The organism is Vibrio hepatarius (assembly GCF_043642085.1).
GTDB classification, from domain to species: domain Bacteria; phylum Pseudomonadota; class Gammaproteobacteria; order Enterobacterales; family Vibrionaceae; genus Vibrio; species Vibrio hepatarius_C.
The window spans coordinates 331208-344271 of sequence record NZ_JBHZSA010000003.1; the positions used below are offsets into that span (position 1 = coordinate 331208).

The window sequence follows — 13064 nt, forward strand, 5'->3', positions numbered from 1 at the left end:
TGGATTTAACTATTTAAGTCATAGATAAAACCAAATTTTCTTCCCTAAAGATGAATCGTAATATGACTCCATCGGCAGCAAATACTGCAAACTATTTTAAAACTTTGTATCAATCACGGTGAACTACTGGCTCATTACTGCAGGTTGATATTAATCTCCGAGGAGCAAAACGATGAACAAACAGGTAAGCTTAATTGGTCTAGATCATGAACAATCAGCACAGCTAGCTCAACAACTCAATCAACTACTCGCGCATTACCAAGTGTTGTACATGAATTCACGTGGCTACCACTGGAACATTAAAGGTCAGCAATTCTTCGAACTCCATGTGAAATTTGAAGAGATCTACACCGATCTACAAACGAAAATTGATGAGCTCGCAGAGCGTATCCTGACGTTAGGGCATACTCCTGCGCATGCCTTTAGCAATTACTTGGAAGTAAGCGAAATTAAAGAGCATCAAAACGCGACGTCTGGTGAAGAGTGCGTACAAGGTCTGGTTCAAGGTTTTAGTGTGTTACTTCTAAAACAGCGCGAGATCCTACAAAACGCTGGTGATGCAGAGGACGAAGGTACCGCTGCATTGATGGGTGACTACATCCGAGAGCAAGAAAAACTCATGTGGATGCTTAACGCCTATTTGCAACACTGAGTTTACGCTACTAAGTAGTTCAATCGGGTGTGGTTATAGGAAATAGAGAAGACTGCGAGCTGAAGATAAAAACAGCTTTCTCCATAAGACTCTAGTCAGCATAAAAAAGGCCCACTAGCTTTCGTTAGTGGGCCTTTCAATTTATCTAAATATGATTAAGCATTTTCTGCGTCTTCAACCATCGCTTTTGATAGCGCTTCTGCCACCTTGATGCCATCAATACCTGCAGAAAGAATACCACCTGCGTAACCTGCGCCCTCACCTGCTGGGAAGAAGCCTTTTAGGTTAACACTCTGAAAGTCTTTACCACGCTTGATACATACCGGAGACGATGTACGAGTCTCTACGCCTGTCAGTAGACCATCGTCCGATGCAAAGCCTTTGATCTTCTTGTCGAACGCTGGAATCGCTTCACGAATCGCTTCGATTGCGAAATCCGGTAGCGCTTTAGAGATATCTGTTAGGTGGATACCCGGAGTGAATGACGGCTGAACATCACCAATCTCACTAGGATCGCGACCTTTCAGGAAGTCACCAATCTTCTGCGCTGGCGCATCGTAGTTTTCACCACCAAGTACGTACGCTCCTGACTCAAGTTCACGTTGGAAGCGGATACCTGCTAGTGGGTCACCTGGGTAATCGCGCTCTGGGTCGATGCCGACAACGATAGCGCTGTTGGCGTTACGCTCTGAACGAGAGTATTGGCTCATGCCGTTCGTTACGACGCGGCCTTCTTCAGACGTTGCCGCAACAACAGTACCACCTGGACACATACAGAAGCTGTACACAGTACGACCATTCTTACAGTGGTGAACCAGTTTGTAGTCTGCCGCACCAAGAATTGGGTTACCCGCATTTTTACCAAAACGAGCTTCGTCAATCATTGACTGTTTGTGCTCAATACGGAAACCAACCGAAAAAGGTTTTGCTTCCATGTATACGCCACGATCATGCAGCATTTCAAACGTATCACGTGCACTGTGGCCGACAGCGAGAACAACGTAGCGAGATTTGATCTCTTCACCGTTAGACAAAGTTAGACCTGTGATTTGGTCGCCATCCATATGGATGTCATCAACACGTGTACTAAAGCGGATCTCACCACCCAGTTCGATGATTGTCGCACGCATTTTCTCGATCATCGTGACCAGTTTGAAGGTACCAATATGCGGCTTACTTACGTACATGATCTCTTCAGGTGCGCCTGCAGCGACAAACTCAGTCGTCACCTTACGGCCGTAGAAGTTTGGATCTTTAATTTGGCTGTATAGCTTACCGTCAGAGAACGTACCTGCACCACCTTCACCAAACTGTACGTTTGATTCAGTGTTCAGTGTGCGCTTACGCCAGAAGCCAAAGGTATCTTTAGTACGCTCACGCACCTCTTTACCACGCTCAACCACGATTGGTTTAAAGCCCGCTTGAGCAAGGATCAGCGCGGCAAATAGACCACATGGACCAAAGCCAATAACCACTGGACGCTCAGTAATATTCTCTGGCGCTTTCGCAACGAACTTGTACTCCATATCAGGAGTTTCTTTTACATGCGGGTCGCTAACGAATTGCTCTAAAAGCGCAGCTTCATTCTCGACAAACACATCAAGCGTGTAGATAAGTAGGATGTTGGCTTTTTTACGAGCATCGTAGCCACGTCTAAATACATTGTAAGAGATGACTTGGTCTTCAGAGATGCCAAGTTTCTTGGTGATGGCAGCCGTTAGCGCCTCTTCCTCATGATCAAGAGGAAGCTTGATTTCATTTAAACGTATCATGTTGATGTCTCGTATCGATAGGTGTCTTAGCCAAAACCGTTTGACGAACGGTCAGCTCACAATGGCGCGCATTTTACGAGAAATTGGTTTGTCTGTCATACTAATTCATAGTTAGGAAATAACATTCCCGATTTAGGATATTGAATTTTGGCTTAGGATGAGTATTATCCCCTATCTTCAAATTCACTCGGTCAACTGGCCTTAAACTTAAGAGCATTCATCATGGCGTTTGTCGTAACTGATAACTGTATCCAATGTAAATACACTGACTGTGTCGCTGTATGCCCGGCAGATGCGTTTCATGAAGGGCCAAACTTTATGGTCATCAACCCAATCGAGTGTATCGATTGTGGTCTGTGTGTTGATGAATGTGACGCTCACGCGATCTTCCAAGAAGATGAAGTGCCAGACGATCAAACCCTCTTCATTGAGCTAAATGCTGAACTTGCCGAGCTGTGGCCAGTTCAAACCGAAGTGAAACCAGCAATGGATGAAGCAGAGAAGTGGAATGGCGTGCCTGATAAATTGGGTATGTTAGAAAAGTAATTAGAGCATTTCTGCACAAACTAGATATACAAAGAGGGCTGACAGTGATTGTCAGCCCTCTTTTCATTTTGCTGTAATTAGTGGCTATCTTTCACCCAACACTTCGAACTCATCGTAAGTTAGACGTGCTTTGCCATCTTCTTGGATCGTCCAAACTTCTTTATGAACCACACCGAACGCTTTGTTCATCGTCCATTTCGAAGCCAAAATGTAGCTCTTCTCGTCGACTTTCTCCCAAGTTGTTTCTTGGTAAGCAACCTCAGAAAAGCCCTGATCCATAATATTTTGCCAAAACGCTTGGATTTGTTCGCGGCCTTCAAACGTACCAAATGGTTTTGCCACCATGGTTGTGCCTTCGGCGTATTGTTCTGCACAACCTTTTGCATTTTGACTGTTAAACGCTACTTTCCAAGCTTCAATGCCCGCTTGGCATGCTACTAATACTGAATCGTTCATTTTCCTTACCTTCTCTGCTGTCTGGTCATACCCAATCCACGGTTTCACTTGTGTGTGTGATAAGTCAGAAACCAATGGGTCGTCTTTCGAATGAACTCAATATAGGCTTATTAATTAGCCTGAAAAACAATATAATTAGAAAACATAGTTCCAGAAAAGCAAACAATATGAACAAACATAAACAAATGCTGATCTTTAAAACGATCGTAGAGGCAGGCTCTATCACCAAGGCCGCAGAAAAACTGGAACTGTCTAAGTCGGTTTTAAGCACTCATCTAAAGCAACTAGAAAGCAGTCTAGAACTGGTATTGCTCAAACGAACAACTAGGCAACAGTCACTCACTCCTGCGGGGGAAAAGTTCTATGCGCACTGCGTCTCCATGAACGATATTGTCTCTTTAGCATGGGACGACATCCGACGCTTTTCGTCTGAACCATCTGGGACTCTCGCCATCACCGCCCCCAATGCACTGATGGAACATTTACTCATTCCCGCACTATCAAAAGCATTTCAGCCGTTCCCAAAAGTGTCACTCAAACTCATCGCCGATGACCATAAACTGGCACTTATGAAAAATGATATTGATTTAGCAATTCGAGTCGGTAGCTCACCAGACAGTAACTACAAACAGAAAAAGATTGGCGAGTTCAAAGACTGGTTGTGCCAAGCTAACTCGACTCAAAAAACACTCATCGAGAACCGTTATATAGCCAATCAGTGGCAAGGGAATATCATCAAACACAATGTCACTCATTGTGTCACTAAGGAAAAGCTCACTTGGGAGTTTCCAGCCCATCATCAAGCGAATAGCATTAATCAGGTCGCTTTAATGGTGGAACAAGGTTTAGGTATTGGATTAATCCCAGAGTTTATTGCGATGAAAAATCCCAATATTGAACGCTATCAACCAGATTATGATCTTGCGAAAAATAGCGTCTATGCGTTGCACCCTTACACCGGCCCTATGCCAAAATCAGTGCAATTGGCCATTAGTTCCATTGAGAGAAAGCTCAACGAAATAGCCGTGGTAAAGCTAAAGCTGAAGACTTGAACGAGTTGAAGATCTTAAAGAGACACACCTATGCACTTTGTGGAGCAGCGAATAATTTATGACTAATAATTTGCCTCCAATTACCCACAACTATATATCTACACCTGCAGCAAATTCCGAACAAGGGTCAATCGAAAGATCGCTCTGGTCAGTCATCACAGCTATTATGGTCATGCGAAAAGAAGTGGCCGCTACCGATTGACTAATCACCTAAACTCGATAGTCGTAGCGCTTAAACCACTGCTCAAAGAACTCGATAAACTTATATACCTTTAGGGGTGTATAAGTTCGCTCTGGGTACACAAGACTGATGGTAATCTTACCCTCTTGATAATTTGGCAATAACGACACCAACCTATTTTGCTCAAGCATTCCTGTTTGCGAAGGCTTAGGCAGAAAGCCTATTCCCATCCCTTGCTCAACAATATGACGAACGATCGCCGTGCTATTCACTTTAACCCTACGATTAAACGTCACCTGTTCAGCCTTACCTTGCTTTTCAAATGTGAAGGTACTTGTTCGTGCATTGCGATGAGAAATTAACTGATGATTAGTCAACTCAGCCGCCGTTTTGGGATGGCCATACTCAGCTAAATACTCCGGTGAAGCCATCAAGTGAATCCCCAAATCACCTATTCGTTTATAGATGAGCGTAGAATCCGGAAATTCTGCACTGGCCCGAATACAAACATCGAAGCCTTCTTCGACCATATCAACAAACCGATCTTCAACCGAAATATCAAGCTCAATCTCAGGATACTGTTTTAAAAAACCTGCACATAGATTAGCGCTGTCTCGATCGCCCAGAACACTCGGCATACTCACTCGCAGTAGCCCTGAAGGCGTTCCTCTCAGCTCAGCGATTTCACTTTCTGCGATCGACAATTGAGTGACTATTTTTCGGCAATGTTTAAGGAATGATTGGCCCGACTCTGTCAACGTCAGAACACGCGTGGTTCTTTGCAATAAACGAGTACCGAGGGATTTCTCTAATGCCGAAATCTGTTTGCTCACATAAGAAGGTGTGGTGTTTAGCTCATCGGCTGTTTTTGAAAAATTTCCCGTTTCGGTCACCCGAATGAATATCCGCATTGCGTTGAGCTTATCCATGCTTGCCGTCGCTTTATTTATTCCAATATGGAAAAACTGTTAACCAAAAAGGTATGTTTATCAACCGAATAGGAATAAATACCATGACTCTTGATTCGTAAATGGAGAGACATCATGAAAGCTGTTCAACTTAATGAAACAGGACGAGTAGAAATTCGAGATATCGCCGTTCCAGAACCAGAGCACGATGAGATTCTGATTAAAGTTGCGGCGGTCGGCATCAACCCTGTCGATTGGAAGATTGCGTCAGGGCAACTTGACCAGTTGATTAATCAACCTTTACCTCTCACCCTAGGCTGGGATGTAGCGGGTGAAGTGGTTCATGCAGGCAAAGGCTACCTTGCAGGAGATAAAGTTTACGGCATGAAAGCCATCGGCCAAGAGGGAGCGCTATCGGAATACTGCACCATCAAGCGTTCACTGCTTTCACTTGCGCCTAAGACCTTAGATATTATCAAAGCGGCCTCTGTCCCTATGGTTAGCTTAACTAGCTGGCAAGCCTTATTCACAGCAGGAAACATTCGCCGCAATCAGCGTGTTCTAATTCAAGCAGGCGCCGGTGGGGTTGGTTCAATCGCGATTCAATTGGCCAAAATCATGGGGGCTTATGTAATTGCCACCACCTCGGCAAAAAATAGAGATTACGTACTTGATCTCGGTGCAGATGAAGCGATTGATTACCGGACAAGCAACATTATCGATGTCCTAAAAGGCAACCCCGTTGATTTGGTTCTTGAGTCTCAATCAGGGGAGTTTCAGCTCGAAGCGATTGAAGTGCTAAAACCAAAGGGGAAACTGGTGAGTATTTCGTGGATTCCGCCGGAAATCATAAAAGCCGCAGAGAAAAAAGGCGTCGAAACAGAGTTTGTTTTCGTTCAATACAATGCAGAGCATTTGCGTCACATTACCGACTTAATTGATGACGATCAGCTTAAAGTGACTATCAGTGGTCAATATCATTTCGAGGACATTGCTGAGGCTTACGATGAGAGTAAACAAGGCCGAGTGCGAGGGAAACTGGTCGCCACTTTCTAATTCTTATGCCACATAATCCGTAGACGATTACCTCATTTCTCTTATGTATGGAACCACAAAATAAAAAAACGCAGTGATTGGCCATTGCTACGTTAAATGACTCTGCGCCACCGAAAACTGGAATGGTGTACCTGATAAATTTGGCATGTTAGAAAAATATCAAAAGCACAAAATTATGAAGGGCTGGCGTAATACGTCAGCCCTTTTTTAAATCGTCATCCTCAAGAACGAGGAACGAGTGAGTTGGGGATCTCTAAAAGTCTACTGCTGAATTTTATTTGGACAGAACCTTAATAGGTACAAACCAACTCACATCGCGTATACAGGAACTACGCCATTCATCGTTAGAAAAATAAATGAAAATAAACCTATCTTTAATTATTCAAACCTGTATAGTTGCTGTCGCTCTGACAAATAGTTGTTTCAAGATAAAATATAAAGAAAGTTTTTCAGCGTCATCCCTAGCAAGTTTCTCTCTGTAACCTCCCTTAATTCTCTATCCTAAAAATAATACCTATGTTCAGTGCACCTTAATTTTAATTTCATAAGGGGCATAATATGTCTAATCAAGCAATTGGTACAGTAAAGTGGTTTAACGAAACTAAAGGTTTCGGTTTCATTTCTCAAGAAAATGGCGATGATTTATTTGTTCATTTCCGAAGCATTTTAGGTGATGGGTTTAAGAAACTTGTTGAGGGAGAAAAGGTTTCCTTTACCATAGGTAAAGGACCAAAAGGTCTTCAAGCTGAAAATGTAACGGCACTTTAGTCTTACAGTTGAATTTTAACTTCCTTATCATTATTAGTGTGGTAAGGAAGTTGCTCTGACAAATAGTTGTTTCAAGATAAAATATAAAGAAAGTTTTTCAGCGTCATCCCTAGCAAGTTTCTCTCTGTAACCTCCCTTAATTCTCTATCCTAAAAATAATACCTATGTTCAGTGCACCTTAATTCTAATTTTTATAAGGGGCATAATATGTCTAATCAAATAGTTAATAACGAGAATAGATTTAATAAAAGTAAAACTATTCAAAATAAACAAACTTCAATCACTGAAAGAGTGAAGGTGAATAGTCTTCTCCAAAGAGTTGTCAATGGCCAAGCTGGTGTTGTTTTGGAGGAGTTATTTTGAAAAACAATGGAAGAAAGAAGATCTGGTTCAAGTTAAAAAAGTGCGAATCAAGTACTAGAAAATATTTTTTATCAAATTGAATATATAGTTTGTAAGGAGCTGAGTCATCGACCTATTTTTAAAAAACCTAGCAAACTTTGGGCACAAACAATTCAGAATCACCTCACGCAACGAAAGAGCCCTGCGTTTTAAAGGCAAATCGAAAAACTTAGAGAGATTCCCTACTCCTTCCTTCGTCAGTCTATGGAATGACGCAGGAAAGGACGAGCAAAGGATGGAAAGGGAAAAGAAATGACAGAGAGCTCGCGTTACTTTTTACTGGTTAAGGTATCGCTCCAGTTTGTCGACCGGTGAAGTCTGTCAGTTGCGGAACCAACTCAATAAGAAATCCCATCGGCTCAAAATAAAAAACGCAGTGATTGGCCATCACTGCGCTCTGCTATTAATTATGGTTTGTTTAACCAAAACGGACACAATCCTTTCACCAACTCATTTAGCGAGATGATCAGAACCCGCGTCGATCAAACTCATTATGGATAAGCACGATACATTGAGACGCAAATAACATTTGAGGTCCGAGACTAACCTTCTGCGTACCTAAGCGCTTGAGACTATTCCAGCTCTTTTTCGGCATAGGAATGTGGTCAGTTAAGATAAAGCAAGCAGGGCCACTAAACGGTTCGTCACGAATATCCGTCCCTTTTTTATCCAGCAAGTAGAGCGTATATTCTTCTGCCAAGCGCTGAACCAATTTTTCAAAACTGATCGTTTCAACACTTAAACCTTCAGAAACATCTCGCAATTCTTCTTTTTTCATACCGACCGAGTGTTCTAACGCTTTTGCGATTAAAGCGATCAGAGCCGACTCATGAAAACCACCAATATTACGAAGTTGGGAAGATTCAAAGCGTAGAGTACGAGAAAAGTCTGCCGTACTTTCGATGACCAGATAAACCATAACGTCATCACGATGAGATTGAGCGGTAAAAATCGCATTCATCAATACATGAGCAAGGATCTCGGAATGAGCGTCAGCACCGACTCCCGCAACGAAAGTATTATGGTCAGTGGAAGCGGCACGAGCACGGATGACAAAGGCTTTGTTCATAAATAACCATTAATTTTAAAAGTAACAGATGGTGCCCCGACTCTTCCACTTTAAAGGAGCCGAAAGCTAAAGGGTGTTCTAAATCTATTCTTAGCTATGCTGACGACGCAAATTATCCAAGATAATGCCGGTCGCCATAGCCACGTTAAGTGACTCTGCACCGCCAAAGGCTGGAATAGTGATCTTATCGGTCACGAACTTTGCAGCGTGCTCACGAATACCGTGAGACTCACTGCCCATCAGCAAAATACCTTCGGCAGCAAACTCGGTTTTATGTACGCTTTCGCCTTCTAAGAATGCACCGTAAACAGGAAGTTTTGATTGCTCAAGGTAGTTAGGCAAATCAAGCTGGCTTACCGTCACGCGGCCAAAACTGCCCATGGTCGCGCTGATGGTTTTCGGGTTATATGGGTCAGCACAATCGGTGCTTGCAACAATGTGCTTGATGCCATACCAGTCCGCAACACGGATAATGGTGCCTAGGTTACCTGGGTCCGATACGCCATCTAACGCAATCATCAAGCCCTGCGCTTTTGGTGTTTCTACACTTGGGATTTCTACAACAGCGATAGCGGTGTTGTTGCTGACTAGCGTGCTCGCTTTGGTCAAGTCATCAAGCGAGGCTTCAATACATTCGAAGCTGCTTAGTTCATTGCGATGTTCCGCTAAGAACTCAGCGGTAGCAAACACCTGCTTTACGTTCAGTGCGCTATTAGCCAACTCAAGTACGTTCTTTTCTCCTTGCACCAAAAACAAACCATGCGCTTTACGCTGTTTCTTTTGGCCAAGAGCTCGAAGTAATTTAAGTTGGTTTTTTGAAATCATAATCTGTCCAAGGTAAGAGGGCTTAACCCAAATAAAAGCGCGGCAATTATAGAGTAAAGCACTGCATAGCTAAAGAGGCGAAGCGATTTAACTCTGTTCTGATGAGACCATTTCAATGATTTTCTTTGCCTTCACAAAATGGTCCAGCTTGTGAGTTTGAATCCACCAAGTAGCTGCTTCCATTAATAATTCTGGATCATCATTCTTATTGGCAAAAAACGCATAGAAAGAGACACCCACTCCCTCGCCTTTTTGCGCAATCTTCTTGTGACATACTGAAATAACTTTTTCTTGTAATGAGCGGCGCATTGTATCCCTTTTCGTTCAGAAATTTAGAGACTTACCCTACTGAAGTTCATTAATGCTCACAACCGTAAATTACTCAGATTGCTAACATTGAGACACAATGAAAACAATGCGATACGTCACTATCCCATTGACTAAGCCATGCATGCTAGTATGCCTATTTATCAATTTTAGGAGCGAATCTTTGGATATTATTCAGCGCTTTGAACCACGACTGTTTGAGTTCATCAGCCAAGAGATGGTGCAAGATCCTGCCCATGACCTTAGCCATGTAAAGAGAGTAGTAAAAACGGCGCGTGAGTTATGCCAACAAGAAAGCGCTCGCATCGAAGTTGTATTGCCTGCCGCATACTTACACGACTGCTTTACCTTTGCCAAGAACCATCCAGACAGAGCGAAAAGTTCGACCATTGCGGCTGACAAAGCCAATGCGTATTTGCAAAGCATTGATTACCCAAGTGAGTTTATTGACGACATTCACCACGCAATATGCGCCCATAGCTACAGTGCCAACATAACGCCAACCACGCTGGAAGCTAAGATTGTCCAAGATGCCGATAGATTAGATGCGCTTGGGGCTGTCGGTATAGCACGCTGCTTACAAGTCAGCGCTGGGTTTAGTGCTAGCCTTTATCAAGTTGATGACCCGTTTTGTACTGACCGTGAATTGGATGACAAAAACTACACAGTAGATCACTTCTACAATAAGCTGTTTAAGCTCGAAGCGATGATGAATACTGAATCAGCAAAACAAGAAGCACGCAAAAGAACGGCCTATATGGAGGCATTTCTTCAACAGTTGAAGCAAGAGATAGACTAATTCGCTGATATCCTAACCATTAACCATAGCCCCACACATGCTCACAGCTGAGTAAATAAATGTTCCCAAGCTACTCGTCACAAGTGACTACACTTATTTAAATGACTCAGCGAGGAGCAATGTATGTTTACCCGAGCTCTTATTTTATTCACCTTATTAGTTTTGCCTGCCCATGCTCAAATGCCAGTGAATGTCGTCTGGACGATACAAGATGAATGGCCGCCCTACATCATCGATTCTGACAGCAAAAAGGGGCTAGCTCACGACATCATTTCAGAAGCCTTCGCAGACCAAGGTTATCAAATCAAGAATACAATCAAACCGTGGAGTCGAGCACTTCGCGAAGTCATGACGCAACGTTTTGATATTGCCCTCACCGTCTGGAAAAGCAGCGAGCGATTAGTTTTTCTTTCCTTCAGCGATCCTTACCTAACCAACTCATTGGTTTTCGTTACCTTAAAAGGCAATCGCTTCAACTATTCGGGGCTGCCTAGCCTGACTGATAAGAGAATTGGAGTGTTGAGGGGGTATGCGTACGACGACACTTTCTTACAAGCTGAAAACTTCGACCGAATGGAGTCTGACAGTTTAGCCACCAACGTCCGAAAGCTGAAAGCCAATAGAATCGATGCTTTGATCGCTGATAAAATCTTTTTCCGTTGGTATGTCAAAACCAATCAGATGGACATCAATGATTTTGAGCTTGTTGCCCAACCTTTAGCGGTAAACCCATTACATATTGCGATCAGCCGAGAGCACCCTAAACGGGAAGAGATACTCTCTGCTTTTAACGCCGGCCTTAAAGCACTTCAACAGTCCGGTCGGATAGCCGAGTTAATTGAGCAATACCAATAAAAAACACCAATAGCAATAAAGCCAAGTGATTCTAAAAATGGCGAGGTTATTACACCTCACCATTTTTTTAGCCTTGAGAAATATCGCTATTCACCTTAGCCTCAAACTCGGCAATACGGGCGATAAATGCGGGTTTGTCTTTCTTCGATATTGATGTTGCCAACGGCAGATTGGCCTTCATTGGATCGACAGCTCTGTTCCTGACTCGCACTTCAAAGTGCAGGTGTGGCCCAGTTAAGCGCCCGGTTGCACCTGACAGTGCTATTTTCTGTCCACGTTTAACCTGCTGGCCTCGCTTCACCAGAGACTTACTCAGATGCAAATAACGCGTGGTATAGACACTGTTGTGCTCAATAACGACATATTTACCAGCATAGGGGTGGTCTCTCACCGCGACAACTTTGCCATCACCGGTTGAATAAATGGGTGCACCTATAGGCGTGGCGAAGTCCGTACCGTTATGTGGCGAAATTCGCCCTGTCACTGGGTGCTTACGTTTTGGGTTAAACGGTGAGGTAATCCGGCGGTATTGAGCATCTATCGGATAACGGTTAAAGGCACGCTCTAAGCTGTTACCCTCCCGATCATAGAAACGTCCGTCATTGGCTAAAAACGCAGAGACATCCCCTTTCGCAAGCTTAAACGAAATCGCTTGAATTTCACTGTTCCCTGTTGGGTGGTCACCAAGGTACTGCTTATTGATCATGACATCGAACTGGTCACCGGCTCTGAGCGTACGAGAGAAATTAATCTTATCCTTCAACACCCGTGTGATTTCAGCAATCTGCCTTGATGACAGACCCATCTTGTGAGCAGAAAGTGAAAAACTGCCATTGATCGTCCCACTGTACAACTCTTCACGCCACTCACCCGGCTGTTCTTGAAAATCATAAACAAACTCCCCGTCATCCGTTCTACGATAGGTAGCTTGCTCAACCAAACTGATATGGTAAGTCAATGAGCGTAGCTGACGAGTGTGGCTATCCACGATGAACTCAAGCTGATCACCAGGCTTAATCGTATCAAGCTGCAAGTGCTCTAGATCTGCAGCAAGCACCTTATGCAGCGTTGTGTAGGGTATGTTCCATGAAGAAAAGATATCACTTAGCGTATCGCCAACTTTGACGAAATAGTGCACGCGTATGACAGAGTCTTTCAGCGGCGCTTCAGGGGCGGGCGTGACGACAATTTTTGGTGGTGGAGTCTGCTCATCGGAGGTTGGTAGGAAGAACGCAGCAGAAAGCGCAACCCCTGCAATGGCAGATAATACTATTCTAAAATGTTTCATCAAATCAGCTAAACTTATAAACAACCGATACGTTATAACATAACATAAATGGCAATTTGTATTATTTAGCTGAAAATTGACTTAAAGGCACTGACGTCTTTGCCGGAC

At 43.5% G+C, this 13064-nt stretch carries 14 protein-coding genes; 7 read left to right on the forward strand and 7 right to left on the reverse strand.

Annotation, left to right across the window (positions count from 1 at the left end):
- Positions 1-172 precede the first annotated feature (172 nt).
- A complete protein-coding gene (locus ACHUFZ_RS07635) occupies positions 173-652 on the forward strand; it encodes a Dps family protein (RefSeq protein WP_394126633.1) in 480 nt (159 codons plus the stop codon).
- A 155-nt stretch (positions 653-807) separates the two neighbouring features.
- Here ACHUFZ_RS07635 and ACHUFZ_RS07640 read toward each other — a convergent pair whose 3' ends face one another.
- A complete protein-coding gene (locus ACHUFZ_RS07640; protein WP_394126634.1) occupies positions 808-2424 on the reverse strand; it encodes an NAD(P)/FAD-dependent oxidoreductase in 1617 nt (538 codons plus the stop codon).
- 222 nt (positions 2425-2646) lie between these two features.
- Between ACHUFZ_RS07640 and fdxA the strand changes: the two genes are divergently transcribed.
- Positions 2647-2970 (forward strand): ferredoxin FdxA, encoded by a 324-nt coding sequence (fdxA, locus tag ACHUFZ_RS07645; protein ID WP_004746605.1) that lies wholly within the window; start codon positions 2647-2649, stop codon positions 2968-2970.
- A gap of 84 nt (positions 2971-3054) precedes the next feature.
- Here fdxA and ACHUFZ_RS07650 read toward each other — a convergent pair whose 3' ends face one another.
- Positions 3055-3426, reverse strand: coding sequence for a nuclear transport factor 2 family protein (locus tag ACHUFZ_RS07650; RefSeq protein ID WP_394126635.1), 372 nt, complete (start codon positions 3424-3426; stop codon positions 3055-3057).
- A gap of 167 nt (positions 3427-3593) precedes the next feature.
- Here ACHUFZ_RS07650 and ACHUFZ_RS07655 point away from each other — a divergent pair, with 167 nt between their 5' ends.
- The gene (locus ACHUFZ_RS07655) at positions 3594-4478 is read left to right on the forward strand and encodes a LysR family transcriptional regulator (protein ID WP_394126636.1); all 885 of its coding nucleotides are present in this window, start codon (positions 3594-3596) and stop codon (positions 4476-4478) included.
- A 210-nt stretch (positions 4479-4688) separates the two neighbouring features.
- Here ACHUFZ_RS07655 and ACHUFZ_RS07660 read toward each other — a convergent pair whose 3' ends face one another.
- Complete coding sequence (locus tag ACHUFZ_RS07660) at positions 4689-5588, reverse strand: LysR family transcriptional regulator (protein ID WP_394126637.1); 900 nt, start codon at positions 5586-5588, stop codon at positions 4689-4691.
- A 114-nt stretch (positions 5589-5702) separates the two neighbouring features.
- Here ACHUFZ_RS07660 and ACHUFZ_RS07665 point away from each other — a divergent pair, with 114 nt between their 5' ends.
- Both ACHUFZ_RS07665 and ACHUFZ_RS07670 read left to right on the forward strand, forming a co-directional pair.
- Complete coding sequence (locus ACHUFZ_RS07665) at positions 5703-6623, forward strand: NADP-dependent oxidoreductase (protein WP_394126638.1); 921 nt, start codon at positions 5703-5705, stop codon at positions 6621-6623.
- Between the two features lie 558 nt (positions 6624-7181).
- Positions 7182-7391 (forward strand): cold-shock protein, encoded by a 210-nt coding sequence (locus ACHUFZ_RS07670; protein WP_126572558.1) that lies wholly within the window; start codon positions 7182-7184, stop codon positions 7389-7391.
- Between the two features lie 868 nt (positions 7392-8259).
- Here ACHUFZ_RS07670 and trmY read toward each other — a convergent pair.
- The 3 genes from trmY to ACHUFZ_RS07685 form a co-directional block, all read right to left on the reverse strand.
- The gene (gene trmY, locus ACHUFZ_RS07675; RefSeq protein WP_394126639.1) at positions 8260-8862 is read right to left on the reverse strand and encodes a tRNA (pseudouridine(54)-N(1))-methyltransferase TrmY; all 603 of its coding nucleotides are present in this window, start codon (positions 8860-8862) and stop codon (positions 8260-8262) included.
- A gap of 90 nt (positions 8863-8952) precedes the next feature.
- Positions 8953-9687 (reverse strand): RNA methyltransferase, encoded by a 735-nt coding sequence (locus tag ACHUFZ_RS07680; RefSeq protein WP_394126640.1) that lies wholly within the window; start codon positions 9685-9687, stop codon positions 8953-8955.
- 87 nt (positions 9688-9774) lie between these two features.
- A complete protein-coding gene (locus ACHUFZ_RS07685; RefSeq protein ID WP_394126641.1) occupies positions 9775-9996 on the reverse strand; it encodes a DUF6500 family protein in 222 nt (73 codons plus the stop codon).
- A 187-nt stretch (positions 9997-10183) separates the two neighbouring features.
- Between ACHUFZ_RS07685 and ACHUFZ_RS07690 the strand changes: the two genes are divergently transcribed.
- The gene (locus ACHUFZ_RS07690) at positions 10184-10813 is read left to right on the forward strand and encodes an HD domain-containing protein (RefSeq protein ID WP_394126917.1); all 630 of its coding nucleotides are present in this window, start codon (positions 10184-10186) and stop codon (positions 10811-10813) included.
- A gap of 123 nt (positions 10814-10936) precedes the next feature.
- Complete coding sequence (locus ACHUFZ_RS07695; RefSeq protein WP_394126642.1) at positions 10937-11668, forward strand: substrate-binding periplasmic protein; 732 nt, start codon at positions 10937-10939, stop codon at positions 11666-11668.
- 67 nt (positions 11669-11735) lie between these two features.
- On the opposite strand, the gene ACHUFZ_RS07700 is transcribed toward ACHUFZ_RS07695, so the two are convergent.
- The gene (locus tag ACHUFZ_RS07700) at positions 11736-12956 is read right to left on the reverse strand and encodes a peptidoglycan DD-metalloendopeptidase family protein (RefSeq protein ID WP_394126643.1); all 1221 of its coding nucleotides are present in this window, start codon (positions 12954-12956) and stop codon (positions 11736-11738) included.
- Positions 12957-13064 lie beyond the last annotated feature (108 nt).

Coding starts and splice junctions, on each gene's coding strand:
- ACHUFZ_RS07635 (WP_394126633.1), top strand. CDS start 173: ATGAACAAACAGGTAAGCTTAATTGGTCTAGATCATGAACAATCAGCA.
- ACHUFZ_RS07640 (WP_394126634.1), bottom strand. CDS start 2,424: ATGATACGTTTAAATGAAATCAAGCTTCCTCTTGATCATGAGGAAGAG.
- fdxA (WP_004746605.1), top strand. CDS start 2,647: ATGGCGTTTGTCGTAACTGATAACTGTATCCAATGTAAATACACTGAC.
- ACHUFZ_RS07650 (WP_394126635.1), bottom strand. CDS start 3,426: ATGAACGATTCAGTATTAGTAGCATGCCAAGCGGGCATTGAAGCTTGG.
- ACHUFZ_RS07655 (WP_394126636.1), top strand. CDS start 3,594: ATGAACAAACATAAACAAATGCTGATCTTTAAAACGATCGTAGAGGCA.
- ACHUFZ_RS07660 (WP_394126637.1), bottom strand. CDS start 5,588: ATGGATAAGCTCAACGCAATGCGGATATTCATTCGGGTGACCGAAACG.
- ACHUFZ_RS07665 (WP_394126638.1), top strand. CDS start 5,703: ATGAAAGCTGTTCAACTTAATGAAACAGGACGAGTAGAAATTCGAGAT.
- ACHUFZ_RS07670 (WP_126572558.1), top strand. CDS start 7,182: ATGTCTAATCAAGCAATTGGTACAGTAAAGTGGTTTAACGAAACTAAA.
- trmY (WP_394126639.1), bottom strand. CDS start 8,862: ATGAACAAAGCCTTTGTCATCCGTGCTCGTGCCGCTTCCACTGACCAT.
- ACHUFZ_RS07680 (WP_394126640.1), bottom strand. CDS start 9,687: ATGATTTCAAAAAACCAACTTAAATTACTTCGAGCTCTTGGCCAAAAG.
- ACHUFZ_RS07685 (WP_394126641.1), bottom strand. CDS start 9,996: ATGCGCCGCTCATTACAAGAAAAAGTTATTTCAGTATGTCACAAGAAG.
- ACHUFZ_RS07695 (WP_394126642.1), top strand. CDS start 10,937: ATGTTTACCCGAGCTCTTATTTTATTCACCTTATTAGTTTTGCCTGCC.
- ACHUFZ_RS07700 (WP_394126643.1), bottom strand. CDS start 12,956: ATGAAACATTTTAGAATAGTATTATCTGCCATTGCAGGGGTTGCGCTT.